The sequence below is a fragment of the Pseudomonas sp. LARHCG127 genome (assembly GCF_052871455.1).
Genome location: NZ_JBIXJT010000014.1, coordinates 1 through 25,465 on the forward strand (window position 1 = coordinate 1; position 25,465 = coordinate 25,465).

General features: G+C 59.8%; 25 protein-coding genes. 10 read left to right on the forward strand and 15 right to left on the reverse strand.

From position 1 onward, the window contains the following. Window positions 1–405 precede the first annotated feature (405 nt). Complete coding sequence (tyrS, locus tag ACIPQ1_RS22085; protein ID WP_250962162.1) at window positions 406–1,605, reverse strand: tyrosine--tRNA ligase; 1,200 nt, start codon at window positions 1,603–1,605, stop codon at window positions 406–408. Window positions 1,606–1,817: 212 nt separating this feature from the next. Between tyrS and ACIPQ1_RS22090 the strand changes: the two genes are divergently transcribed. Both ACIPQ1_RS22090 and ACIPQ1_RS22095 read left to right on the forward strand, forming a co-directional pair. Further along, on the forward strand, window positions 1,818–3,236 hold the full coding sequence (locus ACIPQ1_RS22090; protein WP_411385780.1) for a peptidoglycan DD-metalloendopeptidase family protein: 1,419 nt from the start codon (window positions 1,818–1,820) through the stop codon (window positions 3,234–3,236). Window positions 3,237–3,238: 2 nt separating this feature from the next. Next, window positions 3,239–4,330 (forward strand): anhydro-N-acetylmuramic acid kinase, encoded by a 1,092-nt coding sequence (locus tag ACIPQ1_RS22095; protein ID WP_250962160.1) that lies wholly within the window; start codon window positions 3,239–3,241, stop codon window positions 4,328–4,330. 69 nt (window positions 4,331–4,399) lie between these two features. Here the strand turns inward: ACIPQ1_RS22095 and erpA are convergent, their stop codons facing one another. Then, on the reverse strand, window positions 4,400–4,750 hold the full coding sequence (gene erpA, locus ACIPQ1_RS22100; RefSeq protein WP_003177727.1) for an iron-sulfur cluster insertion protein ErpA: 351 nt from the start codon (window positions 4,748–4,750) through the stop codon (window positions 4,400–4,402). A gap of 149 nt (window positions 4,751–4,899) precedes the next feature. Then, on the reverse strand, window positions 4,900–5,934 hold the full coding sequence (gene argC, locus ACIPQ1_RS22105) for an N-acetyl-gamma-glutamyl-phosphate reductase (RefSeq protein WP_122566710.1): 1,035 nt from the start codon (window positions 5,932–5,934) through the stop codon (window positions 4,900–4,902). A gap of 135 nt (window positions 5,935–6,069) precedes the next feature. On the opposite strand from argC, the gene hemJ reads away from it, so the two are divergent. The 6 genes from hemJ to coq7 all read left to right on the forward strand — a co-directional run bounded on the left by hemJ (window position 6,070) and on the right by coq7 (window position 10,518). Then, window positions 6,070–6,501 carry a protoporphyrinogen oxidase HemJ gene (hemJ, locus tag ACIPQ1_RS22110; RefSeq protein ID WP_186706988.1) on the forward strand — a complete coding sequence of 144 codons (432 nt, stop codon included), beginning with the start codon at window positions 6,070–6,072 and terminating at the stop codon, window positions 6,499–6,501. A 35-nt stretch (window positions 6,502–6,536) separates the two neighbouring features. Continuing rightward, window positions 6,537–7,505, forward strand: coding sequence for an NAD(P)H-dependent flavin oxidoreductase (locus ACIPQ1_RS22115; protein ID WP_446534779.1), 969 nt, complete (start codon window positions 6,537–6,539; stop codon window positions 7,503–7,505). A 51-nt stretch (window positions 7,506–7,556) separates the two neighbouring features. Beyond that, window positions 7,557–8,522: a DUF805 domain-containing protein gene (locus tag ACIPQ1_RS22120; RefSeq protein WP_411385782.1), complete on the forward strand. Its 966-nt coding sequence runs from the start codon at window positions 7,557–7,559 to the stop codon at window positions 8,520–8,522. Between the two features lie 62 nt (window positions 8,523–8,584). Further along, complete coding sequence (locus tag ACIPQ1_RS22125; RefSeq protein WP_434573992.1) at window positions 8,585–9,373, forward strand: SDR family NAD(P)-dependent oxidoreductase; 789 nt, start codon at window positions 8,585–8,587, stop codon at window positions 9,371–9,373. Between the two features lie 83 nt (window positions 9,374–9,456). Beyond that, entirely contained in the window at window positions 9,457–9,795 is a 339-nt protein-coding gene (locus ACIPQ1_RS22130) for a histidine triad nucleotide-binding protein (RefSeq protein WP_003316306.1), read from the forward strand. Between the two features lie 75 nt (window positions 9,796–9,870). Beyond that, entirely contained in the window at window positions 9,871–10,518 is a 648-nt protein-coding gene (coq7, locus tag ACIPQ1_RS22135) for a 2-polyprenyl-3-methyl-6-methoxy-1,4-benzoquinone monooxygenase (RefSeq protein WP_446534780.1), read from the forward strand. Between the two features lie 129 nt (window positions 10,519–10,647). Here coq7 and ACIPQ1_RS22140 read toward each other — a convergent pair whose 3' ends face one another. Beyond that, on the reverse strand, window positions 10,648–11,070 hold the full coding sequence (locus ACIPQ1_RS22140) for an OsmC family protein (RefSeq protein ID WP_003206127.1): 423 nt from the start codon (window positions 11,068–11,070) through the stop codon (window positions 10,648–10,650). Between the two features lie 235 nt (window positions 11,071–11,305). Here ACIPQ1_RS22140 and crp point away from each other — a divergent pair, with 235 nt between their 5' ends. Beyond that, a complete protein-coding gene (gene crp, locus ACIPQ1_RS22145) occupies window positions 11,306–11,950 on the forward strand; it encodes a cAMP-activated global transcriptional regulator CRP (RefSeq protein WP_186729587.1) in 645 nt (214 codons plus the stop codon). On the opposite strand, the gene ACIPQ1_RS22150 is transcribed toward crp, so the two are convergent. Genes ACIPQ1_RS22150 through ACIPQ1_RS22165 form a run of 4 tightly spaced genes read right to left on the reverse strand, consistent with a single transcriptional unit; the run spans window position 11,947 to window position 15,137 of the window. After that, window positions 11,947–12,648, reverse strand: coding sequence for a lipoate--protein ligase family protein (locus ACIPQ1_RS22150; RefSeq protein WP_446534781.1), 702 nt, complete (start codon window positions 12,646–12,648; stop codon window positions 11,947–11,949). The genes crp and ACIPQ1_RS22150 overlap by 4 nt on opposite strands. Before the next feature lie 3 nt (window positions 12,649–12,651). After that, window positions 12,652–13,488: an indole-3-glycerol phosphate synthase TrpC gene (gene trpC, locus ACIPQ1_RS22155; RefSeq protein ID WP_411385784.1), complete on the reverse strand. Its 837-nt coding sequence runs from the start codon at window positions 13,486–13,488 to the stop codon at window positions 12,652–12,654. Continuing rightward, on the reverse strand, window positions 13,485–14,534 hold the full coding sequence (gene trpD / locus ACIPQ1_RS22160) for an anthranilate phosphoribosyltransferase (RefSeq protein ID WP_092146427.1): 1,050 nt from the start codon (window positions 14,532–14,534) through the stop codon (window positions 13,485–13,487). Before trpD ends, trpC begins: the two co-directional genes overlap by 4 nt. Before the next feature lie 9 nt (window positions 14,535–14,543). Further along, the gene (locus tag ACIPQ1_RS22165; protein WP_250962151.1) at window positions 14,544–15,137 is read right to left on the reverse strand and encodes an aminodeoxychorismate/anthranilate synthase component II; all 594 of its coding nucleotides are present in this window, start codon (window positions 15,135–15,137) and stop codon (window positions 14,544–14,546) included. Between the two features lie 410 nt (window positions 15,138–15,547). Here ACIPQ1_RS22165 and estP point away from each other — a divergent pair, with 410 nt between their 5' ends. Next, window positions 15,548–17,455 carry an esterase EstP gene (gene estP, locus ACIPQ1_RS22170; protein ID WP_446534782.1) on the forward strand — a complete coding sequence of 636 codons (1,908 nt, stop codon included), beginning with the start codon at window positions 15,548–15,550 and terminating at the stop codon, window positions 17,453–17,455. A 173-nt stretch (window positions 17,456–17,628) separates the two neighbouring features. Here estP and trpE read toward each other — a convergent pair whose 3' ends face one another. The 7 genes from trpE to ACIPQ1_RS22205 all read right to left on the reverse strand — a co-directional run bounded on the left by trpE (window position 17,629) and on the right by ACIPQ1_RS22205 (window position 25,430). Next, window positions 17,629–19,110, reverse strand: a complete 1,482-nt coding sequence (trpE, locus tag ACIPQ1_RS22175; protein ID WP_186706979.1) for an anthranilate synthase component I — start codon at window positions 19,108–19,110, stop codon at window positions 17,629–17,631. Window positions 19,111–19,180: 70 nt separating this feature from the next. Then, on the reverse strand, window positions 19,181–19,999 hold the full coding sequence (locus ACIPQ1_RS22180) for a phosphoglycolate phosphatase (protein WP_186729591.1): 819 nt from the start codon (window positions 19,997–19,999) through the stop codon (window positions 19,181–19,183). Further along, on the reverse strand, window positions 19,996–20,670 hold the full coding sequence (rpe, locus tag ACIPQ1_RS22185; RefSeq protein WP_186706977.1) for a ribulose-phosphate 3-epimerase: 675 nt from the start codon (window positions 20,668–20,670) through the stop codon (window positions 19,996–19,998). Before rpe ends, ACIPQ1_RS22180 begins: the two co-directional genes overlap by 4 nt. Before the next feature lie 78 nt (window positions 20,671–20,748). Then, window positions 20,749–21,897, reverse strand: coding sequence for an iron-containing alcohol dehydrogenase (locus ACIPQ1_RS22190; protein ID WP_446534783.1), 1,149 nt, complete (start codon window positions 21,895–21,897; stop codon window positions 20,749–20,751). A 201-nt stretch (window positions 21,898–22,098) separates the two neighbouring features. Further along, on the reverse strand, window positions 22,099–22,923 hold the full coding sequence (locus tag ACIPQ1_RS22195; protein ID WP_186706975.1) for an ABC transporter permease: 825 nt from the start codon (window positions 22,921–22,923) through the stop codon (window positions 22,099–22,101). 13 nt (window positions 22,924–22,936) lie between these two features. Continuing rightward, complete coding sequence (locus ACIPQ1_RS22200; RefSeq protein WP_186706974.1) at window positions 22,937–24,184, reverse strand: ABC transporter permease; 1,248 nt, start codon at window positions 24,182–24,184, stop codon at window positions 22,937–22,939. A gap of 202 nt (window positions 24,185–24,386) precedes the next feature. Continuing rightward, on the reverse strand, window positions 24,387–25,430 hold the full coding sequence (locus tag ACIPQ1_RS22205) for an ABC transporter substrate-binding protein (protein WP_003206153.1): 1,044 nt from the start codon (window positions 25,428–25,430) through the stop codon (window positions 24,387–24,389). Between the last annotated feature and the right edge of the window lie 35 nt (window positions 25,431–25,465).

Genomic DNA, 25,465 nt, shown 5'->3' on the forward strand with positions numbered 1-25,465 from the left:
CAGTTGTTAAAGAGCGGTTGGCTGAGTCTTTCGTCTCAACCGAGGCGCGCATTCTACAGCGCCCCGTGTATCTGTCAAGCGGTTATTTTAAGAAGCTTTCAAAGTTTCCTTTTCAACTTCAACCACTTGCGCTTCCGATCTCTCGTTAGCGGGAGGCGAATTCTACAGCGTTACTCGCTGCTGTCAACACCTCTTTTTCACCGCTTTCGACCGAGAAGATCGAACCGCCGATAGAGCCAAACATCACCGCTCTATCTGCTCCTTCCGGGCCTCGATGAACTGAAGCCCAACACCTTCGAAACCTACTTAACTCATTGAATCTCAAGGAGTTTTCCGTTTCGACTGCGCCGGAAGTGGGGCGAATTATAGACTTCCAGAATCTGCCGTCAACCCTTAATTTCAGCTTTATTCGGATTTAAGCGTAATACGCGCAAAAGCCTTCTTGCCGGCCTGGCATACATGAGTAGAGCCCAGCTCATATATATAGGTGCGATCCACAACCTCACCATCTACACGCACACCGCCCGAACCAAGGAGATCTCGTGCCACCGCCGCATTCTTGACCAGGCCTGCTTTATTAAGGACGGCCGCAATCGGCATATCCTCGGCAGCAACCAGCTCGATCTCCGGCAAGTCATCCGGCAGCTCGCCATCCTTCATACGATTACCCGCCGCACGGTGAGCGTTGGCAGCTGCCTCTTCACCATGGAAACGAGCAACGATCTCTTCGGCCAGCTTGATCTTGATGTCCCGCGGATTAGCCCCAGCCTCTACATCAGCACGGAACGCATTGATCTCATCCATGGACCGGAAGCTCAACAGCTCGAAGTAGCGCCACATCAGCGCATCAGGAATGGAGACCAGCTTGCTGTACATGACGCCTGGCGCTTCCTGGATGCCCACGTAGTTGCCCAGCGATTTGGACATCTTCTTCACGCCATCCAACCCTTCCAGCAATGGCATGGTCAGGATGCACTGCGCCTCTTGACCATAACCGCGCTGCAGCTCACGCCCCATCAACAGGTTGAATTTCTGATCGGTGCCGCCGAGCTCAACGTCCGCGCGCAACGCAACCGAGTCATAACCCTGTACAAGCGGATAGAGGAACTCATGGATAGCGATTGGCTGATTGGTTGTATAGCGCTTGTCGAAATCATCGCGCTCAAGCATGCGAGCCACGGTGTATTGAGACGTCAGGCGAATGAAATCCGCCGGCCCCATCTTATCCATCCAAGTGGAGTTGAAAGCCACTTCGGTCTTGGCCGGATCAAGAATCTTGAATACCTGGGTCTTGTAGGTCTCGGCGTTATCGAGGACCTGCTCACGGGTCAGCGGCGGGCGCGTAGCACTCTTGCCGCTCGGGTCACCGATCATGCCGGTGAAGTCCCCTATAAGGAAGATGACCTGATGGCCCAGATCCTGAAACTGGCGCAGCTTATTAATAAGCACGGTGTGACCCAGGTGCAGATCGGGCGCCGTCGGGTCGAAGCCAGCCTTGATACGCAGCGGCTGCCCACGCTTGAGCTTTTCGATCAGCTCGGACTCGACCAACAGTTCTTCCGCACCACGCTTGATCAGCGCTAGCTGCTCTTCAACCGACTTCATAACAGACCCGTAAGGCTCAGATTCAAAGGGCCCCAACCATACAAGATCGCGCACCAAATACAAGGTTTGCCAGGCGCAAGGACGCTAATCCACAGAACAGAGCGTTCGCGGGCTTGCTTCGCAGGGGTTTTGGTTATATTTTATACAGTTATTTCATCTTCATCATGTCATTCATCTTTTCCAATTCATTTTTTCAAAAGCCAAAATTACTTATGACCACAGAACCGTCTAAAGCGCCGCCGCTTTACCCGAAGACCCACCTGCTTGCCGCAAGTGGCATCGCAGCCCTCCTTAGCCTGGCGCTCCTGGTGTTTCCCTCCAGCGATGTTGAAGCCAAAAAGACGACTCTGAGTCTTGAACTGGAAAGCCCTGCTGAACAACTGACACAAGAACAAGACGCCGCCGAAGCCGTTCAAGCCACAAACGAACCGGCCGCTTCTCCGTTTGCACAAATTGAAAACAGCCCGCAAGACCCTGCCCAGGCCGCCGCCCAGGCAGAAGCGCCTGTGGCAGAAGAAAAGAAAGGACCGGACCATCGCGAAGTGATTGTTGCCAAGGGCGACACTCTCTCCACACTCTTCGAAAAGGTTGGCCTGCCTTCGACTTCGGTCCATGAAGTCCTGGCCAGCGACAAACAAGCCAAGCAATTCACTCAATTGCAACGCGGCCAGAAACTCGAATTCGAACTCAATCCAGACGGACAGCTGACCAACCTGCACACCAAGCTGAGTGATCTGGAAAGCATTACCCTGACCAAAAATGACAAGGGTTATGTATTCAACCGCGTCACCGCCAAGCCTACCGTTCGCTCGGCCTACGTCCACGGCGTCATCAACAGTTCGCTGTCCCAGTCCGCTGCGCGCGCAGGCCTTTCCCATAGCCTGACCATGGATATGGCCAGCGTCTTCGGCTACGACATCGACTTCGCCCAGGACATTCGCCAGGGCGACGAATTCGACGTCATCTACGAGCAGAAAGTGGTCAATGGCAAGAGCGTCGGCAACGGCCCGATTCTCTCCGCGCGCTTCACCAACCGGGGCAAGACGTACACCGCGGTGCGCTACACCAACAAGCAAGGCAACAGCAGCTACTACACCGCCGACGGCAACAGCATGCGCAAGGCATTCATCCGTACACCGGTTGATTTCGCCCGTATCAGCTCGAAGTTCTCCGCAGGTCGCAAGCATCCGATCCTGAACAAGATTCGCGCCCACAAAGGTGTCGACTACGCCGCCCCTCGTGGCACGCCAATCAAGGCAGCCGGCGACGGCAAGGTGCTGCTGGCAGGCCGTCGCGGCGGTTATGGCAATACCGTGATCATCCAGCACGGCAATACCTATCGCACGCTGTACGGGCACATGCAGGGCTTCGCCAAAGGCGTGAAGACTGGCGGCACCGTCAAGCAAGGCCAGGTGATTGGCTACATCGGCACCACCGGCCTCTCCACCGGCCCGCACTTGCACTATGAGTTCCAGGTCAACGGCGTTCATGTCGATCCACTTGGCCAGAAATTGCCGATGGCCGATCCGATCGCCAAGGGCGAGCGCGCACGCTTCCTGGCCCAAAGCCAACCTTTGATGGCTCGCATGGATCAAGAGAAAGCCACCATGCTGGCCTCGAGCAAGCGCTAAGCATGGCGCTCTATATCGGTGTGATGTCCGGGACCAGCCTGGACGGCTTGGATATCGCACTGATCGAACTGACCCCGGCCATCAAATTGATCGCCACGCACTACATCCCCATGCCCGTCGTTCTGCGCACCGAATTGCTCGAATTGTGCAGCAGCGGGCCCGATGAGATCGCCCGCTCCGCCATTGCCCAACAAAGCTGGGTAAAGCTGGCCGCGCAGGGTATCCATACCTTGCTCAACGAACAGAAACTCAAGCCTGAAGACATCAGGGCGATTGGCAGCCACGGCCAGACCATCCGCCATGAACCGGCCCGTGGGTTTACTGTGCAAATTGGCAACCCGGCACTGTTGAGCGAATTGACCGGCATCACCGTCGTCAGCGATTTCCGAAGCCGCGATGTCGCCGCTGGTGGGCAAGGCGCCCCACTGGTCCCGGCGTTTCACGAAGCATTGTTCGAAGCACGAGCCGGTCATCGTGCCGTGCTGAATGTCGGTGGCTTCAGCAATCTCAGCCTGATAGAGCCCGCAAAACCTGTCACCGGTTTCGACTGCGGCCCAGGCAACGTATTGCTCGATGCCTGGATTCATCAACAACGCGGCGAGCATTTCGATCGCGACGGTCAATGGGCTGCCAGCGGAAAAGTCGAGCCAGCCTTGCTCAAGGCACTGCTCAGCGACCCCTTCTTCGTCACCAAGGGTCCGAAAAGTACCGGTCGTGAAGTATTCAACCTGCCGTGGCTGAGCCAGCATTTGTCGCAGTTGCCGGCCTTCGCCCCGGAAAACGTCCAGGCGACGTTACTCGAACTGACCGCCCTGACCATCGTCGAATCACTGCAGCATGCCCAGCCGAATACTCAAGAGTTGCTGGTCTGCGGCGGCGGCGCGCACAACCAGGCGTTCATGAAGCGCCTGGCTGAATTGCTGCCAGAGGCCACCGTCAGCAGCACGGCGGCATATGGCGTGGATCCGAACTGGGTCGAAGCCATGGCGTTCGCCTGGCTCGCCCATTGCTGTCTTGAAGGTATTCCAGGTAACCGCCCAAGTGTCACGGGCGCCCGTGGCCTGCGCGTACTCGGCGCCATCTACCCGGCCTGAATCCAATAATCACGGACAAAAAAACGCCGCAGGGCCCAAGGCACTGCGGCGTTTTTTATACTGAAGCCTTCAGATCGAGAACGAAGAGCCGCACCCACAGGTCGTGGTGGCGTTAGGGTTCTTGATCACGAAACGCGAGCCTTCCAGACCTTCCTGATAATCCACCTCGGCACCTGCCAGGTACTGGAAGCTCATCGGGTCGACCACCAGGCTGACCCCTTCGCGCTCGACAATGGTGTCGTCTTCGGCCACTTCTTCATCGAAAGTGAAGCCGTACTGGAAACCGGAACAACCGCCGCCCGTAACAAATACGCGCAGCTTCAAACGATCATTGCCCTCTTCATCGACCAGGCTCTTCACCTTGTGCGCGGCACCGTGGGTGAATTGCAAAGCCGTGGGGGTGAAGGTTTCGACGCTCATGCTGAATATCTCCCGGCGCTTACGCCGCCATAATGCGTGATGGCGGGCATTATCCGCTTCTCCTAGAAAATTGGTCAACTATTTAGAAGAGCAGCGGCGAGCTACAAGCCTCAAGCTTGTAGCCGCCAACATAAAGCTTGTTGCTGCTATTACGGCAACATCCCCGCATGGGACAGCCCCAGACGCTCATCCAGCCCGAACAGGATGTTCAGGTTCTGCACGGCCTGGCCGGACGCGCCCTTGACCAAGTTGTCGATGACCGACAACACCACCACCAGATCACCGTCCTGCGGACGATGCACGGCGATCCGGCAAACGTTCGCACCGCGCACGCTGCGGGTTTCCGGATGACTGCCAGCCGGCATCACGTCGACGAACGGTTCGTTGGCATAACGTTTTTCAAACAGCGCCTGCAGATCCACCGAACGATCGACGACCGTCGCATACAGGGTGGAATGGATACCACGAATCATCGGGGTCAGGTGCGGCACGAAGGTCAGGCCGACGTCCTTACCCGCTGCCCGGCGCAAGCCCTGGCGAATTTCCGGCAAGTGGCGATGCCCTTTGACCGCGTACGCCTTCATGCTTTCCGACGTCTCGGAATACAGCGAGCCGACACTGGCGCCACGCCCGGCACCGCTGACACCGGACTTGCAGTCGGCGATCAGGCGCGAAGCATCGGCAAGGCCGGCTTCCAGCAGCGGCAAGAACCCCAGCTGTGTCGCCGTCGGATAGCAACCCGGTACAGCGATCAGTCGTGCCTGCTTGATCTTCTCGCGATTGACTTCCGGCAAGCCGTAGACCGCCTCTTCAAGCAGTTCCGGCGCACCGTGGGGCTGGCCGTACCATTTGGCCCATTCATCGGCGTCCTGCAGGCGGAAGTCCGCCGACAGGTCGATGACCTTGGTGCCGGCGGCCAGCAGTTCGCCGGCCAGGGCGTGAGCAACACCGTGGGGCGTGGCGAAGAACACCACGTCGCAGGCACCGAGGGTCTTGACGTCCGGAACGCTGAACGCCAGGCCGTCGTAATGGCCTCGCAGGTTCGGGTACATGTCGGCGACGGCCAGGCCGGCCTCGGATCGGGAGGTGATGACCACCACTTCAGCCTGCGGATGCTGTGCCAGCAGACGCAGCAGTTCGACACCGGTGTAACCCGTGCCGCCGACAATACCGACCTTGACCATAACCCTGCCCTCAACGAACCCACTGGAAAGCCGTCGATGATAGGGGCCGCAGGGCGTGGCGACAACCGTCAAGGTGACGTGCGGCCGCTCTAACCTCTACTATCGGGCTACCGTGATTTCTTGGAATAACTAAAAATGCTCTATCTGTGGCTCAAAGCACTTCACATTGTCAGCATGGTCTGCTGGTTCGCCGGCCTGTTCTACCTGCCTCGCCTGTTTGTCTATCACGCCCAAAGCGAGGACAGCGTCAGCAAAGAGCGCTTCAGCGTCATGGAGCGCAAGCTGTACCGCGGCATCATGGGCCCGGCGATGATCGCCACCCTGATATTCGGCATCTGGCTGCTGAGCCTCAACGCCGGAGCCTACTTCACTCAGGGAGGCTGGATGCACGCCAAGTTGACCCTGGTCGTGCTGTTGATCGGTTACCACCACATGTGCGGCGCACAGGTGAAACGCTTCGCCCGTGGCGAAAACACCCGCAGCCATGTCTTTTATCGCTGGTTCAATGAGGTGCCGGTTCTGATATTGCTGGCTATCGTAATTCTGGTCGTCGTCCGACCGTTCTAATCTCCAATCAGCATTCATTATCCGGGGTACTTCCAATGTCGTTGCCCGCTCTGCTTGAACAACGCTTGCGCCTGCCCGTCGTGGCGGCGCCCATGTTCCTGATTTCCAATCCCCAATTGGTGCTGGCGTGCTGCCGCAATGGCATCGTCGGCAGCTTTCCGGCGTTGAACCAGCGCGAAAGCAGCGGCTTCAAGGCCTGGCTGGAAGAGATCGAAGCAGGCCTGGAGACCCTGGAAAACCCGGCGCCCTACGCCGTGAACCTGATCGTCCACCACAGCAACCCGCGGCTTCAAGCCGACCTGGCCATCTGCACCGAACACAAGGTGCCGATTGTCATCACCAGCCTGGGCGCGGTGAAAGAACTGGTGGACGCGGTGCACGGTTATGGCGGGCTGGTGTTCCATGACGTGACGACCCGGCGTCATGCCGAAAAAGCCGCCGAAGCCGGTGTCGATGGCTTGATCGCCGTTGCCGCCGGCGCAGGCGGGCATGCCGGGACCTGGAGCCCGTTTTCACTGATTGCCGAGATCCGCCAGTTTTTCGATAAGACCCTGCTGCTTGCAGGATGCCTGAACCACGGCCATCAGATTCTGGCCGCACAATTGCTCGGCGCGGATCTGGCCTACTTCGGTACGCGATTTATCGGTACAAGCGAAAGCCACGCACCTGACGCTTATAAAGAGATGTTGCTCACATCCAGAGCCGCGGACATCGTGCATACTCCTGCTGTATCCGGGGTGCCGGCGAGTTTCATGCGCCAGAGCCTGGAGAATGCCGGTTTCGATCTCGCCGCCCTGCAGAACAAAGGCGAGGTGGATTTTGGCTCGAAACTCAAACCGCTGAACGATGAAGCCAAGGCCTGGAAAACCGTATGGTCCGCCGGCCAGGGCGTGGGTGGAATCGATGATTTGCCCAGCGTCGATCAGTTGGTGGCGCGCCTGGATGAAGAATACCGTCAAGCACAAGCCCGGGCGGCACAGCTTGGCGGGCAATGGCCGCGCTGAACCAGCCCAAACAAAACAACTACTTAACTTTCAGAGACAAGGATGCCGGGCATGAGCGAAACCCGTTTCAATATCGTGTTCGACGGCGGCGTGATGCCGGGCGTCGATACCACCACCGCCAAACTCAACCTCGCCGAGTTGTTCAAGAGTGATGTCAGCGCCATTGAACGACTGTTCACCGGTCGCAAGGTGGCCCTGAAAAGCGACCTGTCCCAGAACGAGGCGCAGCAGTACCTCGAAGCGCTCAACAAGAGCGGAATCGACGCCAGGATCGAAGCCGAACCCACCGTCCAATTGAGCCTTGGCGAAGTACAGGACGCGCCGCGGCAACCGAGTGGACGCCACCCCGATTCGATCGTCGAACCCGCCTCGCCCTACGCGCCTCCCCGCGCCGAAGTCGGTGAAGCACTTGCCGAGTACAGCACCCTCAAGCCCTTCAGCTTCGATGGCCGTATCGGGCGCCTGCGCTACCTGGCCTGGACCATGGCGTTGACCCTGGCCCTGTTGCCCTTGGTTGGCGTGGGCTTCTGGCTCGCCTCGACCTGGCTGCTGGCTTCCGACTCGATAGCGGCGCTCATTGTCGGCGGCCTGCTCGCCACGGTCGTTGTGCTTGCCTTTGCCTTCGTGAGCATCCAGTTCAACGTCCAGCGCCTGCATGACCTCGGTTGGTCGGGGTGGTTGTGGCTGATCAACCTGGTTCCCTTCGTGGGCAGCATCTTCCCGTTCATCCTCATCATCGCGCCAGGCAATACCGGTGCAAACCAATATGGCCCGCCACCCCCGCGCAATACCACGGGGGTCAAGCTGTTGGCCTCGCTCTGGCTCGTGATGATCGTATTGATTTTCATCGCCACGTTTGCAGGTATCTTCGGAGCCCTCCAGGAGGACTACGACACCAGCAGCCTGAGCAGCTACGAAAGCAGCGAGTCCAGCAGCGAAACCGCTGAAGAGCCCGCCGTCGAGGCAGCCGAGCCCGCTCCGCCTTCTGTAGACTATGAAGAAGAAGAGGAACAATAAGCGCGCTTCATGCCGGTGACAGCCCAGTCATTTGGCGGCGGGCTGTAGCGATGGAGAACTGCATGACCCGTTACGCACTGATCACTGGCGCTTCCAGCGGCATCGGCCTGGCCATGGCTGAAGCGCTGGCCCGGCGCGGCCGCAACTTGATACTGGTGGCTCGACAACGTGATCGGCTGGAAAGCATTGCAATCGAACTGACCCAGCGGTTTGGCGTGGAGGTACTGTTCCGGGCTTGCGACCTGGGCGAACCGCTGAGGCTTTCAGGCTTTTTGCTGGAACTGGAGGAAGGTGAACGGCAGATCGACCTGCTGGTCAATTGCGCTGGCATCGGCACCAGCGGGCCGTTCCTGGGCCAGGACTGGATGACCGAGCAGGACCTGATCGAAGTCAACATCCTTGCCCTGACACGGCTTTGTCATGCCGTTGGCAATAGCATGGCGCTGCTTGGCGGCGGCCAGATCCTCAACGTTGCCTCGGTCGCCGCGTTCCAGCCCGGTCCTTGGATGAGCACCTACCACGCCAGTAAGGCCTATGTGCTGCACTTCTCCGAAGCCCTGCGGGTTGAATTGAAGAAATGCGCGATCAAGGTCTCGGTGCTTTGTCCTGGTCCGACCCGAACCGGCTTTTTTTCCAAGGCGCAGATGGACGAACAAAAACTCATCGCCAGCAAATCGCTGATGAGCCCGGAAGAAGTCGCCCTGTACGCCGTGCGCGCACTGGACAAAAACCGCGCCATCATCATTCCCGGACGCCGCAACCGCTGGCTGGCCGTACTGCCGCGGCTGGGATCACGGTGGCTGGTCCGGACTATCGCCGGCATGGTCAACAAGGCTTACTGCCCGCACTGATGCCCTCAAGCTGAACAGCCAAGACACCTCGATCGAGGCCTTCGAGGCATTCGACCTCAACGAACCCAACGGAGAAAACAGCTGTGGATACTCTGTTTACCAAGATCATCAACCGGGAAATCCCGGCGAAGATCATTTACGAGGATGACCAGGTACTGGCCTTCCACGACATCGCCCCACAGGCGCCCGTGCACTTTCTAGTCATTCCAAAGAAACCGATCCGCACGCTCAATGACCTTACCGAAGAAGACAAGGGCCTGGCCGGGCACATTCTGTTCACTGCCCAGCGCCTGGCGCTGGAATTGGGCTGTGAAGAAGGTTTTCGCGTGGTGATGAATTGCAATGAACTGGGTGGGCAGACGGTCTATCACATTCATATGCATGTGCTGGGTCAGCGCCAGATGAACTGGCCGCCGGGCTGATACCCCTGACCCAACGCAAATCTTCGGCGGCCGATTGGGTTAAACTGGCCGCTGTGATTTTTCCCGGAGGTAAGCATGACTACCCAACGTCACTACTCGCCGATTGACCGCCTGTTGCTGCAAGCCGACACCGCGATGCGCACCCTGCTGCCCTTCAGTGGCCAGCCGTACCGCCCATCACCGGCTATCGTGCAACCGGACGCGCAATTGAGTGACGAGCAAACCCGCCACGTCGCTGGATTGATGCGTATCAACCACACCGGCGAAGTCTGTGCCCAGGCGCTGTATCAGGGCCAGGCGCTGACAGCGAAGCTGCCGCAGGTGCGTAAGGCAATGGAACATGCCGCCGAGGAAGAAATCGATCACTTGGTCTGGTGTGAACAACGGATTCGCCAACTGGGCAGCCACACCAGTGTCCTGAACCCGCTGTTCTATGGGATGTCGTTCGGGATCGGCGCCGTCGCCGGGCTGATCAGCGACAAAGTCAGCCTCGGCTTCGTCGCGGCGACCGAACATCAAGTGTGCAAGCACTTGAACGAGCACCTGGAGCAATTGCCGGCTGAGGATGAGAAATCCCGGGCGATCCTCGAGCAGATGCGCGTGGATGAAGAACACCATGCCGAAAGTGCGCTTGACGCCGGTGGTTTCCGTTTCCCGGCCCCGGTGAAATTCGGCATGAGCCTGCTGGCCAAGGTCATGACCAAGAGCACTTATCGGATTTGACGGTGATTGGGATCTGGATAACCCATCCTTATTCCTCGGAAACTAAAAAAGGCGACTTCCCAACGGGGAGTCGCCTTTTTTCTATCCGACAATTTCAGTGCAGCAAATCGCAAGCCCTTGAATGGCGACTCAACCCAACTCGATGATTTCATAATCGTGGGTGATTTCGACCCCGGCGGCACCGAGCATGATCGAAGCCGAGCAGTACTTCTCGGCAGACAGCTCAATGGCGCGCTTGACCTGGGCTTCCTTCAGGGCTCGCCCCTTCACCACAAAGTGCATGTGAATCTTGGTAAACACCTTTGGGTCTTCAGTGGCGCGTTCCGCTTCGAGGAACGCTTCGCAGCTTTCGACGGCCTGGCGGGACTTCTTGAGAATGCTGACCACGTCGAAGTTGCTGCAACCGCCCACGCCCAACAGCAGCATTTCCATCGGCCGAACACCCAGGTTCCGGCCACCGGCCTCTGGCGGGCCGTCCATGACGACCACATGACCACTGCCTGACTCACCGAGGAACATGGCTTCGCCAGCCCATTGGATGCGTGCCTTCATCGCCAAGACTCCACTGTTAAAAAAGGGTCGCCAGCTTAGCACAGCACCTCCTCATGACGGCTCTCCGTCTTAGGAAGCTCTTCCTGTCAGCCTGTAGGTAAATTCTCGAATCTATTCAAGACGCCTCTGTTAAGCTGGCGCGAATTCGCTGGCGTATGGCCAGCTTTTAGCGATAGCCATTCGCCCTCATCACAAAACCAAATCACAACACTGCGCAGTCTTTCGGGATACAACCATGGTTGCCATTACTCCCACGCTCAAGATCAAGAATCTCGACAAACTTTTGATGCATTGTCAGCGCCGCCGCTATCCAGCCAAACACAACATCATTTGTGCAGGTGATCGTTCCGACACGCTGTTTTTCATCATCAAGGGCTCGGTTACCATCCTGATAGAAGATGACGACGGTCGGGAAATGATCATCGCCTATCTCAACTCCGGAGATTTCTTCGGCGAGCTGGGGTTGTTCGAACAGGCGGGCAAGGAACAGGAACGCAGTGCCTGGGTGCGGACCAAGATTGAATGTGAAGTTGCGGAAATCAGCTACGCCAAATTCCGAGAACTGTCCCTGCAAGACCCGGACATTCTTTACGTCCTCAGCGGACAAATCGCACAACGCCTGCGCAATACCACCCGCAAGGTCGGCGATCTCGCGTTTTTCGATGTCACCGGACGTGTCGCACGTTGCCTGCTGGAGTTGTGCAAGCAGCCTGATGCCATGACCCACCCCGACGGCATGCAGATCAAGGTGACCCGCCAAGAGATTGGTCGGATTGTCGGTTGTTCGCGGGAAATGGTCGGTCGCGTACTCAAGGACCTGGAAGAGCGCAACCTGGTCAGCGTCAAAGGCAAGACCATGGTGGTGTTCGGAACGCGTTAAGCGCCCAGCAGTTGGGTCAGCATTTGCCGATACAACGCTTCGAGTCGCTCCAACGCGTGAGGCGCCGGGAATTTTTCATGCAGGGCGATGTGGCTCTCGGCACGCACTCGCTGCTCCAGGCCACAGGCTTCATTGAAGCGATTGACCGCCGCGACCATGGACTCGCGTTCGTTCTCCAGCAACAGCGCGCCATGAACCAGGCCCACCGGACGCTGACCGCCCTTGCTCTGGCGCCAGCGCTGAGCGGTGCCGACCATTTTCCGACCGTCGAGGTTGACGTTGAAGCGCCCGTCGCAAAAGGCCCCTTCCACTTCGCCCAGCGAAGCCACCCCGCCCAACTCATCCAACAACTGGCAAATGGGATCGCACAATCGTCGATATCCGGTTTCGATGCGGCCATGGTCACCTTCGCTGCGCGGTGGCGCGTAGACCAAGGCGATATTGACGGTAGCGGCCGACTGCGGCACCGGCTCACCGCCGGTTTCGCGCAGCAGGACAGGCCAGTCATGGGCGGCCGATACTTCACTGGCGTGCTCGAACCCCGGCAGGCGACTCAAGCGGCGCGGCATGACCAGCGCGCGGTCATTGGGCTGCCAGAACAGCAGCCCAAACTCGGCGTCGCCCGCGCAGATGCTGGCCAACAGATCCTGTTCGGCTTGCAGGCCCGCTTCGACGGTGAGGGACATCACAGGCGACATGAATCAGTCCAGCGTCGAGCCGCTCACCGGCAGGCCTCGTTCAGGAAAGAACAGCCGTTGCAATTCCGTCCCCGGGTTCTCGGCCCGCATGAATGCCTCGCCCACCAGGAATGAGTAAACATCGCTGACTTCCATCAGCTCGACATCGGCCCGATTGAGGATGCCACTTTCAGTGATGACCAGGCGATCCCGTGGGATGCGCGGCAACAGGTCCAGAGTGGTTTCCAGGCTGACTTCGAAGGTGTGCAGGTTGCGATTGTTCACCCCGACCAGTTTGGTATCGAGGGTTTTCAGGGCTCGCTCCAACTCGTCGCCGTCATGGACTTCCACCAACACATCCAGCCCGACACTCTTGGCCACTGCCGCCAGCTCGGCCATTTTCACGTCGTCCAGGGCGGAAACGATCAACAGCACGCAATCGGCGCCCAGGGCCCGAGCCTCGACGATCTGGTACGGGTCGATCATGAAATCCTTGCGGATCACCGGCAACTTGCACGCTGCCCGCGCCTGCTTCAGGTAGTCGTCGGCCCCTTGGAAAAAATCGACGTCGGTCAGCACCGAGAGACAGGTCGCGCCGCCCTTCTCGTAGCTTCGTGCGATCTCGGCCGGAACGAAGTGTTCACGGATCACGCCCTTGCTGGGGGACGCCTTCTTGATTTCGGCAATCACCGCCGGCTGTTTTTTCTTGGCCTGATCGATCAGCGCCTTGGCAAAGCCGCGCGGCGCATCCGCTGAACGCGCCAGGTTTTCCAGCTCGGCCAGACTGACGCGAGCGCGACGCTCAGCTACTTCCTCAGCCTTGCGAGCCAGAATATTTTCCAGAACCGTTGGCACGCTCATCCTTCGTTCTCCACTTTGAATACGGCGGTAAATGCACCCAACTCTTCGAGTTTTTCCCTGGCCAGGCCAGTGTGCAGTGCATCATGGGCCAGTTCCACGCCTTGCTTGAGGCTGCTGGCGTGGTCGGCGGCGTACAACGCGGCGCCGGCATTGAGCACGATCATCTCAGCTGCTTTCTGGCCATTCTCGGTCTTGCGGCGACCCAGGGCATCGCGGATCAACTCCAGCGATTGGGCCGGACCATCGACCGCCAGGCCATGCAAGCTCTGGCTCTTCATGCCGAGGTCTTCAGGTTCGACCCAATACTCGCTGATCTGGTCATTTTTTAGTTCGGCCACGAATGTGGGTGCCGCCAGGCTGAATTCATCCAGGCCATCCTTCGAATGGACCACCAGCACATGCTTGCTGCCCAGGCGTTGCAGGACCTCGGCCAAAGGCCGGCACAACGCCTGGCTGAACACTCCCACCACTTGATGCTTCACGCCGGCCGGATTCGTAAGCGGGCCGAGCATGTTGAACAGCGTACGCAGGCCCAGCTCACGGCGCGGCGCGGCAGCGTGTTTCATGGCGCTATGGTGAGTCTGGGCAAACATGAAACCAATGCCGACATTGTCGATACAGCGCGCCACTTGAACCGGTGTCAGGTTCAGGTAAATTCCAGCCGCCTCCAGCAGATCGGCACTGCCGCTCTTGCCTGAGACTGCGCGGTTGCCATGCTTGGCAACGGTGCAACCGGCCGCCGCAACGACAAACGACGAGGCGGTGGACACGTTGAAGATATTGGCGCCGTCACCACCGGTGCCGACCACATCGACCACGCCGTCCAGGGTCTTGAGTTCGACCTTGTCCGCCAGCTCACGCATCGCCGAAACGGCACCGACGATCTCATCGATGCTCTCGCTTTTCATGCGCATGGCCATCATGAACGCGCCGATCTGCGCATCCGTGCATTGGCCGGTCATGATTTCGCGCATCACGTCGCGCATCTCGTCGGTGCTCAGGTCGAGATGGCCGACGATACGGCTCAGGGCTGTCTTGATATCCATGAAAAGTCCTTAGCGCGTGCCGCCGGTTTGTTTGAGGAAGTTGGCGAACAGCTCGTGCCCCTGCTCGGTGAGAATAGACTCGGGATGAAATTGCACACCTTCGATATTCAACGTCTTGTGGCGCAGCCCCATGATTTCATCCACCGAGCCGTCTTCAAGCTGGGTCCAGGCCGTCAACTCGAGGCAGTCGGGCAGCGTTTCGCGCTTGACGATCAGCGAGTGGTAGCGGGTGACGGTAAGCGGATGATTCAATCCCGCGAATACGCCCTTGTCCTCGTGAAATACCGGGCTAGTCTTACCGTGCATGACGTGCCGGGCGCGCACCACATCGCCACCGAATGCCTGGCCGATCGACTGATGCCCCAGGCAGACGCCCAGGATCGGCAGCTTGCCGGCGAAGTACTTGATGGCGTCGATGGAAATACCCGCTTCGGTCGGCGTGCAAGGGCCAGGGGAAACCACGATGCGCTCAGGCTTGAGGGCTTCGATTTGGGCGATGGTCAGTTCGTCGTTGCGCACGACCTTGACCTCGGAGCCCAGCTCGCCAAGGTATTGCACAACGTTGTAGGTAAAAGAGTCGTAGTTATCGATCATCAGCAACATGGCGTAAGCAACCTATTGAATTCACTGACTTTAAACACAGCCTTCAGCGAGTGACCCGCACGCTGCTGCGCTTGGCGAGGCAATTGATGCCCCGGCGAAGCGGTTCTACAGCGGGTAAAGAAGGCAAATCGGTACAGGTCCGGCGAGGCCGGCGGAGAATCGTCAGGCGCGCCAACGCCAACGGGCGTGTGCCTTGATCATTTGATCCAGAAGTTTGCTGACAATCGACACAGGGGAAGTCTCGTTCATACGTCCCGGCACAGTAGCTTAGCTGGGCGGAGCACGCAATATGAGCGATCCCGAAGGGCTTTGAAACAATCACGACGTTCCGGATAGATGGCAAAACGCCGAAAGATTTTGGTACTGTCGTTTCGTTTTCTAACAAAAATAAGATCAAAACGGACTTTCATATGATAAAGAAGACGCTGTTCGTACCGATTGCCGGTTGCCTGCTCGCGCTCGCCTGCGCCCAGGCGAACGCCGCCCCCAACCCGTATTCCAAGTTCATCGTGTTCGGCGACAGCCTCAACGACGCCGGCCAGTTCGCCGACCCGAACGGCCCACCCGGCTCGACCGAGCGCTACACCAACCGAACCGGTCCGATCTACACCGACGGCAGCGGCGAAGCCTATTCGGCCAACTCCACCCAATTGCTCGGTGGGCGCCTGGGCTATTCCGCCGACGAGACCGCCGCTTCCACGTCGGCGGTCCGCGCCGGCGAGGGGCTGGCAGATGGCAATAACTGGGCGGTAGGCGGGTATCGCACCGACCAGATCCTCGAATCGATCACTGGCGTGTCCGACACCGGCGAGCGCAGCCGTCCCGGCTACTTGCAGTCCAATGGCCTGCGTGCCGATCCAAATGCGCTGTATTACCTTTCCGGTGGTGGTAACGACTTCCTTCAAGGCCGGGTATTGAACACCGCCCAAGCAAACGCCGCCGCCGACCGCCTGGCCGACAGCGTGCAAGTGCTGCAAACGGCCGGTGCCCGCTATGTGATGGTCTGGCTGCTGCCCGACCTGGGTCTGACCCCGGCTCTCAATGGCGGCCCCTTGCAGGACACCTTTTCGCAATTGGGCAACCAGTTCAACCAACAACTGATCACGCGACTGCAAGGCATCGACGCCGAAATCATTCCGTTGAACATTCCGCTTTTGCTGAAGGAAAGCTTCGCCGACCCGGCACGATTCGGCCTCGCCACCGGCGAGAACCTCACCGCAACCTGCTTCAGTGGCAACGGCTGTACGGAGAACGCCACCTATGGCATCAACAGTGCCACGCCGGATCCCAGCAAGCTGATCTACAACGACGCGGTCCATCCCACCGAAACCGGGCAGAAACTGATCGCCGACTACGCTTTTTCCCTGCTCGCGGCGCCCTGGGAGCTGACGCTGCTGCCGGAAATGGCCCACTCGACCTTGCGTGCTCACCAGGATGAATTGCGCAGCCAGTGGCAATCGGACTGGGAAGATTGGCAGGCGATCGGCCAGTGGCGAGCCATCGTCGCCGGTGGCGGCCAGCACCTGGACATGGACAACCAAGGCAGCGGCGCCAGCGCCGACGGCAGCGGCTACAGCCTTAACGTGGGCGGCAGCTATCGCCTCAACGAGGCTTGGCGCGTGGGTGTCGCCGCCGGCTTCTACCGCCAGGACATGGACGCAGGCGATAACGATTCGACGTACAAGCTCAACAGCTACCTGGCGACGGCTTTTGCCCAGTTCCAGCAAAACCGCTGGTGGGCCGACGCGGCGCTGACCGGCGGCAAGCTCGACTACGACAACCTGGAGCGCAAGTTCGACCTGGGCGTCAACGAAGCGCAGGAGAAAGGCGATACGGACGGCCATCTCTGGGCATTCAGCACGCGGGTGGGCTACGACATCGCCCAGCCGGGCAGCGAATGGCACCTCTCGCCGTTTATCAGCGCTGATTATGCGAAGGTGGAAGTGGATGGTTATTCGGAAAAGAGCAACCGCTCCACGGCCCTGACCTTCGATGACCAGACCCGCGATTCGAAACGCCTGGGCATTGGCTTGCAGGGCAAATACAACATCACCCGGCAGACCCAGGTGTTTGGCGAATATGCCCACGAACGGGAGTACGAAGACGACACGCAAAAGGTCAACATCGCCCTCAACAGCCTGCCGGCCAATGACTTCACACTGGAAGGCTACACACCACAGAGCCACCTGAATCGCCTGAGCCTGGGGGTCAGCCACAAGTTGACGCAGGACCTGGCGTTGCGGGGCGGTTATACACTGCGCAAGGACGATGACATGACCCAGCAAGGGGTGAGCCTGGGGGTCAGCCTGGACTTCTGATCGAGGGGAACCTGTGGGAGCGAGCTTGCTCGCGATAGCGGACTGTCAGCCAACCTATTTGTTGAAGGTAACGGCCTCATCGCGAGCAAGCTCGCTCCCACACGGATTGAGTTGCCTGAAAGTACTGTGGCGAGGGAGCTTGCTCCCTCGCCACAGTTGTATGCTGAAGGGCGTCAGTCGTTCGAGGTCTGCTCGGCCAGCGCCACGGCGCGGAACATCGCGCGGCGCTTGTTCAGGGTTTCTTCCCATTCCAATGCCGGCACCGAGTCGGCGACGATACCGCCGCCGGCCTGCACGTGCAGTTCGCCGTTCTTGATCACCGCGGTGCGAATGGCAATCGCGGTGTCCATGTTGCCGTTCCAGGCGAAATACCCCACCGCCCCGCCGTATACCCCACGCTTGACCGGCTCCAGCTCATCGATGATTTCCATCGCGCGGATTTTCGGCGCGCCGGACAAAGTGCCCGCAGGCAGGATCGCCCGCAAGGCATCCATCGCCGTCAGCCCGGCCTTCAATTGGCCGGTGACGTTGGAGACGATGTGCATCACGTTGGAATAGCGCTCGATGACCATCTTCTCGGTGAGTTTCACCGAACCGATTTCCGAGACCCGCCCGGTGTCGTTGCGCCCCAGGTCGATCAGCATCAGGTGCTCGGCGATCTCCTTGTCGTCCGACAGCAGGTCCTCTTCCAGCGCCCGGTCCGCCTCCTCCGTGGCGCCACGGGGGCGAGTGCCGGCGATCGGGCGCACGGTGATCAGGTTGTCTTCGACCCGCACCAGCACTTCCGGCGAACTGCCCACGACATGGAAGTCGCCGAAGTTGAAGAAGTACATGTAGGGCGTCGGGTTGAAGCAACGCAACGCCCGATAGAGATCGATGGGCGCGGCCTTGAAGTCGATGGACATTCGTTGCGACGGCACCACCTGCATGCAGTCGCCGGCGAGGATGTATTCCTTGATGGTGTCGACGGCCCGTTCGTAATCGTCCTGGGTGAAGCTGGAACGGAACACCGGGTCGGCCGCCGACTGCTTGCTGAAGTCCAGGCCGGGGCGCGGCGTGATCGGCTGGCGGAGTTTTTCCAACAGCGCCTGCAGGCTTTTCTGGCCTTGCTCGTAGGCATCTTCCCGGGACGGGTCGGCGAGGACGATCGCGTGCATCTTGCCGGCGAGGTTATCGAAGACCACCACCGCGTCGGAGACCATCAGCAAGATGTCCGGCACGCCCAGCGGATCGGGGTTCGGGCAGGTGCCCAGGCGCTTTTCCACATAGCGCACGCAGTCGTAGCCGAAATACCCCACCAGGCCGCCGTTGAAACGCGGCAGGCCGGGGATGGTCGGCACGTTGTAGCGGGCCTTGAAGGTTTCAACGAAGGCCAGCGGATCTTCGACTTCGAGGCTTTCGATTTCGACGCCGTCGTGGGTCACGCTGATGCGATGGTCATGGACCCGCAGCACCGTACGGCACGGCAAGCCAATGATGGAATATCGGCCCCACTTTTCGCCGCCCTGTACCGATTCGAGCAGGTAGGAGTTGGGCTGGTCGGCGAGCTTGAGATAGATCGACAGCGGTGTGTCGAAGTCGGCCAGGGTTTCGCAGGCAAGGGGGATGCGGTTGTAGCCGGCAGCGGCTAGACGCAGGAATTCTTCACGGATCATGGGATGCCTCGTGGCAAGAGGAGCTGACAGTCAGGTATGCAAACGCGCCGGATAACCGGCCAGGATCATGTCAGGTGCGCCAACGCCAGCGGGCCAAGGCCTTCATGACTTTCATCCAGAGTTTGCGAGTGACCACCACGATGGCGTTTCCAGAAGAGGATTGAACAGCGTCGGGCAACGTTATCTCAGCGGCCGGGTCCAGGCAACCGGGAATTAGCAGGCGCAAATCGTCGATCACCAGCGTCGGAAACTCTTCGGCGATGGGCCGGCCGTGGTTGTAGCCATAACTCAACGCCACACACTTGACCCCCGCCGCCTTGGCCGCCAGCACATCGCTGCGCGAGTCGCCGACAAACAACGATTGGGAGGCCGGGATGTTGGCCATTTTCATCACGAAGAACAGCGCGGCCGGGTCAGGCTTTTTCTGTGGCAAGGTATCGCCACCGATGATCCAACGGAAATAGCGGCCGATTTTCATCTGGTCCAGCAGCGGCGCCACGAAGCGTTCCGGCTTGTTGGTGATCAGGGCCATTTCCACGCCCTGCTTTTTCAGCCACTTGAGGGTGGAGCGCACGCCAGGATAGACCACTGTCAGCTGGTGATTGTCTTCGTAGGCTTCATTGAACAACGCCAGCGCCTGCTCGGCTTCGGCCTCATCGACGCCTTGGGCATCGATGTCGTTGGCCAGGGCCCGGCGCACCAGCATGGGCGCACCGTTGCCGACCCAGTGGCGCACCGCGTCGATGCCGGCGGGCGGGCGTCCAAGCTTGAGCAGCATCGTGTCCACGGCCGCCGCGAGGTCCGGGACCGAATCGACCAAGGTGCCATCGAGGTCGAACATCACCAGACGCGGCAAGCTGCCGGGGAAGAGCTGCTCGAAGCCGCTCATGGGCGCGCCAGGGCCAGTTCGGCGCGCATTTTTGCAATCACCTCTTGGTAGTCGGGTGCGTTGAAAATTGCAGAACCGGCGACAAAGGTGTCGGCACCGGCCGCGGCGATTTCACGGATATTGTTCACGTTCACGCCACCGTCGATTTCCAGGCGGATGTCACGGCCCGAGGCGTCGATCAGGGCACGGGCTTCGCGCAGCTTGTCGAGGGTGCCCGGGATGAACTTCTGCCCGCCGAAGCCAGGGTTGACGCTCATCAGCAGGATCATGTCGACCTTGTCCATCACGTACTTGAGCACGTCCAAGGGTGTCGCCGGGTTGAACACCAGGCCAGCCTTGCAACCGCCTTCGCGGATCAACTGCAAGGAGCGGTCGACATGCAGCGTGGCTTCCGGGTGGAACGTGATGTAGGTAGCGCCCGCCTCGATGAAGTCACCGACGATGCGGTCCACCGGGCTGACCATCAGGTGCGCGTCGATCGGCGCGGTGATGCCGTATTTGCGCAGCGCCGCGCAGACCATCGGGCCGATGGTCAGGTTGGGCACGTAGTGGTTGTCCATGACATCGAAGTGCACGATGTCGGCCCCGGCGGCCAGAACGTTGTCCACTTCCTCGCCCAGGCGGGCGAAGTCGGCGGAGAGAATCGACGGAGCAATAGCGAAGGGCTGCATGACGCACCTGTTTTGAGCGAAATCACGATGGCGCGCATTGTATACCTCAAGATTTGGCGCGCCCACCGTGACAGTCGATCAATACGCCGCGCGGTAGATCTTCTCGATATCGGCGGCGCTCAGTTGACGCGGATTGTTGCGCATCAGGCGCTCGATCCCCGCCGCCTCTACCGCCATGGACGGGATCACGTCCTCGGTCACCCCCAGGCCGCTCAGGCCCTGGGGAATCTGCACGGCGGCGCACAACGCAACCATGGCTTCCACGGCTTCGTCGGCCGCTTCAAGATCACTCAAATGAGCGGTCCTGATGCCCATGGCCTCGCCGATATCACGCATGCGCTCGACGCAGGCCATCTTGTTCCAAGCCATCACATACGGCAGCAACAAAGCGTTGGCGACACCATGGGACACATGAAAGCGCCCGCCCAACGGATAGGCCAGCGCATGCACCGCCCCGACCCCGGCATTACCGAAGGCCATGCCGGCCATCAGGCTGGCCGTGGCCATGTCTTCACGGGCTTGCAGATGGTTAGGATTGGCATAGGCCTTGGGCAACGCGCGGGTAATCAGTTTGATTGCGCCAATGGCAAGGGCATCGGTGATCGGCGAAGCATTGAGCGACAGGTAGGCCTCGATGGCGTGCACCAGCGCATCGACGCCACTGGCGGCCGTGACGCTGCGCGGGCAGGTGAGGGTCATTTGCGGGCTGACCAGCGCCACGTCCGGCAACAGGAAATCGCTGACGATGCCTTTTTTCAACTGCGCGGCCTTGTCGGAGAGGATTGCCACGTTGGTGACTTCCGAACCGGTGCCGGCCGTGGTGGGGATGGCAATCATGGGCGGGCCTTTGCGCGGCACCTGATCGACGCCGAACATGTCCTGCAATTCACCGTGATAACCGGCATAGACGCCCACGCATTTGGCGATGTCGATAGCACTGCCGCCGCCCAGGCCGATCAGGCCATCGTGGCCGCCGTCGCGGTAGGCTTGCATGCAGTCTTCGACGATGGCGATTTCCGGATCCGGCATGACCCGGTCGAAAATCTCGTAGTCGCGCCCGCCCAGGTGCTGCAGGGCCAAGTCCACGGTGCCGGACTTGACCAGCGCCGCGTCGGTCACGATCAGCGGATTGTCGACGTCCAGTCGCGTCAGCTCGGCGGCCAGTTGCTCGATGGCAGCGGCCCCGGTGATCAGTTTATGGGCGATCTTGAATGAGGAAAGACTCATGTGCGCGGCCTCTTATTCGAGTGTGGGCTGGCACAAGGATAGCTCGGTATTGAGGGTTGTCTGCCATTCAGCTTATGAATACACGCAAACCCAATGTGGTAGCGGGCTTGCTCGCGAATGCGGTGGAACATCCAACATCTGTGTCGACTGTTACACCGCTTTCGCGAGCAAGCCCGCTCCCACAGGGATCAACGCGGGCCGTCAGACTTGGGCAGTGCGCAGCTTCTCGCTACGCCCGCGCAACCATTCCAGGGTCAGCAACAGGACCACAGAGAACGCAATCAGCAACGTCGCCGCCGCAGCGATGGTAGGGCTGAGGTTTTCGCGGATACCACTGAACATCTGCCGTGGCAGGGTTGCCTGCTCAGGGCCAGCCAGGAACAGCGTCACCACCACTTCATCGAACGATGTTGCGAAGGCGAACAGTGCGCCAGAGATCACGCCGGGGGCGATCAACGGCAGGGTCACCCGACGAAACGCCGTCAGTGGCGATGCTCCAAGGCTGGCGGCGGCGCGGACCAGGTTGTGGTTGAACCCCTGTAAGGTCGCCGACACCGTGATGATGACGAACGGCACACCCAGCACCGCATGGACCACGATCAGCGAGAAGAAACTGTTGCCCATCCCCAGCGGTGCGAAGAACAGATAACTGGCCACGCCGATGATCACCACCGGCACCACCATGGGCGAGATCACCAAGGCCATCACCAGCGCCTTTCCGGGGAAGTCGCCGCGGGTCAGGCCGATGGCCGCGAGCGTGCCGAAGATCATCGCCAGCAAGGTCGCCGCCGGGGCCACGATGATGCTGTTTTTCAGCGCCCGCATCCATTCGGCCGAGGCGAAGAAATCGTGGTACCACTGCAGCGAGAAGCCTTGCAGCGGGTACACCAGGAAACTGCCGGAGTTGAACGACAGCGGAATGATCACCAGCACCGGCAGGATCAGGAACAACAGGATCAACCCGCAGAGTATGCGCAGGCTGTAGAACCACACCCGCTCAATGGGGGACATGTAAGGACTCACCATTTTCGATCTCCCCTTAGCTCAGGCGCAGGCGACTGGCGCCCACCAGCCAGCTGTAAATCAGATAAAGCACGATGGTCGCCAGCAACAGCAGCCCGCCGAGCGCCGTGGCCATGCCCCAGTTGATGCTGGTGTTGGTGTAGAACGCGACGAAGTAGCTGACCATCTGGTCGTTCGGGCTGCCTAGCAGCGCCGGCGTGATGTAGTAGCCAATGGCAAGGATGAACACCAACAGGCAACCGGCGCCGACACCGGCGTAGGTCTGCGGGAAGTACACCCGCCAGAAACTGGCGAACGGGTGGCAGCCCAGGGAAATCGCCGCCCGCATGTAAGTAGGCGAGATGCCTTTCATCACGCTGTAGATCGGCAGGATCATGAACGGTAATAGGATGTGAACCATGGAGATGTACACACCGACGCGGTTGAACACCAGTTCCAGGGGTTTATCGATGACACCCATGGCCATCAGCGCGCTGTTGATCAAGCCACCCGATTGCAGCAGCACGATCCACGCCGCGACCCGCACCAGGATCGACGTCCAGAACGGCAGCAGCACTAGGATCATCAACAGGTTGCTCTGGCGCGATGGCAGGTTCGCCAGCAGGTAGGCCAACGGATAGGCCAGTACCAGGCAGATCGCGGTAATCACCAGGCCCATCCAGAAGGTGCGGGCGAAAATGTCGAGGTAGATCGACTGGTCAGGGGTGGCCGGGGCCAGTTCGCCGAGGTCATCGATGCGGTGATCGACGGCCGCCAGCAGGTAATACGGGGTAACGTTACTGGTGTTGCGGCGGATCACCTGCCAGTACGCCGGGTCGCCCCAACGCTCATCGAGGTTTTCCAGGGCTTCTTTATAGGAAGCCGGCTCGGTGGCAAACGGCAACGCCCGAGCGGTCTTGGTCAGCAAGCTGCGGTAGCCGGCCAATTCCATGTTCAGGCGCTTGGACAAATCCCCCAGGGTCTGATTCTTGCGGGCTTCGGCCAGGTCTTCAGTGGCAGCCTTGTACACCGGCTCGCCCGGCAGACCGCGCCCGTCCCAGGCCGCGACAGCGGCGACAGTGCGCGGCATGGCGCCCACCACTTCCGGGTTGCTGACGCTTTTGAACAGCAGCGCCACGATTGGCACCAGAAACACCAGCAACAGAAACAGCACCAGCGGCGCGATCAAGGCCTGGGCCTTCCAGCGGTTGACCCGCTCGGCATGCTTGAGCCGCTGCTTGAGGGTGGGGCTGGTGCCCGCGTTCAGTGGAACGGCGATGGCCATGGCGAACTCCGCAAATCTTTTTATCGTTACAGGGGCGGCGAGCCGCCTCTGTTCTTTTGAAACACCCGGGTCGATGAAAGAGCCTGTGGGAGCGAGCTTGCTCGCGATGGCTGCGGCACATTCAAAATTGATGTGCCTGACAGACCGCTATCGCGAGCAAGCTCGCTCCCACATGAATCTCGTCCAGTTTCAGACCGTCGGGTTACTTCGCAGCCCAGGAGTTGAAGCGCTGCTCCAGTTGCTCGCCGTTGTCAGCCCAGAAGCTGACGTCGATCTGCACCTGGTTGGCGATGTTTTCCGGGGTGGTCGGCATGTCTTTCAGGACATCCTTGGCCAGCAACGGCACTGCCTGGGTATTGGCCGGGCCGTAGGCGATGTTTTCCGAGTAGGTCTTCTGCTGCTGCGGTGCCACCGAAAAGGCGATGAATTTCTTCGCCGCTTCCGCGCGGGTCTTGTCCAGGCCGCGAGGAATGGCCCAAGCGTCGAAGTCGTAGATACCGCCGTTCCACACCACTTTCAGGTTGCTTTCTTTTTGTACCGCGGCGATCCGGCCGTTGTAGGCCGAACTCATGACCACGTCACCCGATGCCAGGTACTGCGGCGGCTGGGCGCCGGCTTCCCACCACTGGATGTTCGGCTTGAGCTCATCGAGCTTCTTGAACGCACGGTCCTGGCCATCTTTGCCGGCCAGCACCTTGTAGACGTCCTTCGGTGCAACGCCGTCGGCCATCAAGGCGAATTCCAGGGTGTACTTGGCGCCTTTGCGCAGGCCGCGCTTGCCTGGGAATTGCTTGGTGTCCCAGAAGTCCGCCCAGCTGGTCGGTGCGGTCTTGAGCTTGTCGGCGTTGTAGGCCAGCACGGTCGACCATACGAAGAAACCTACGCCGCAAGGCTGGATAGCGCCCTTGACGTAATCCTCGGCCTTGCCGAACAGGGCCGGGTCGAGTTGCTCGAACATGTCTTCGTCACAACCACGGGACAATTCCGGAGACTCGACTTCCACCAAATCCCAGGAAACGCTCTTGGTGTCGACCATGGCCTTGACCTTGGCCATTTCGCCGTTGTACTCGCCAGCCACGATCTTGCCGTTGCCGGCCGCTTCCCACGGTGCGTAGAAGGCTTTGACCTGAGCCGCCTTGTTCGCCCCGCCGAAAGACACCACGGTCAGGTCCGGGCCCGCCGCCATCGCGCTTGCCGCACCCATCATGCCCAGTGTCAGGGCTGTGAACTTCAGGGATCTCAACATTTATTGTTCTCTCCACGTGCAGGGTTGGTGTTGGT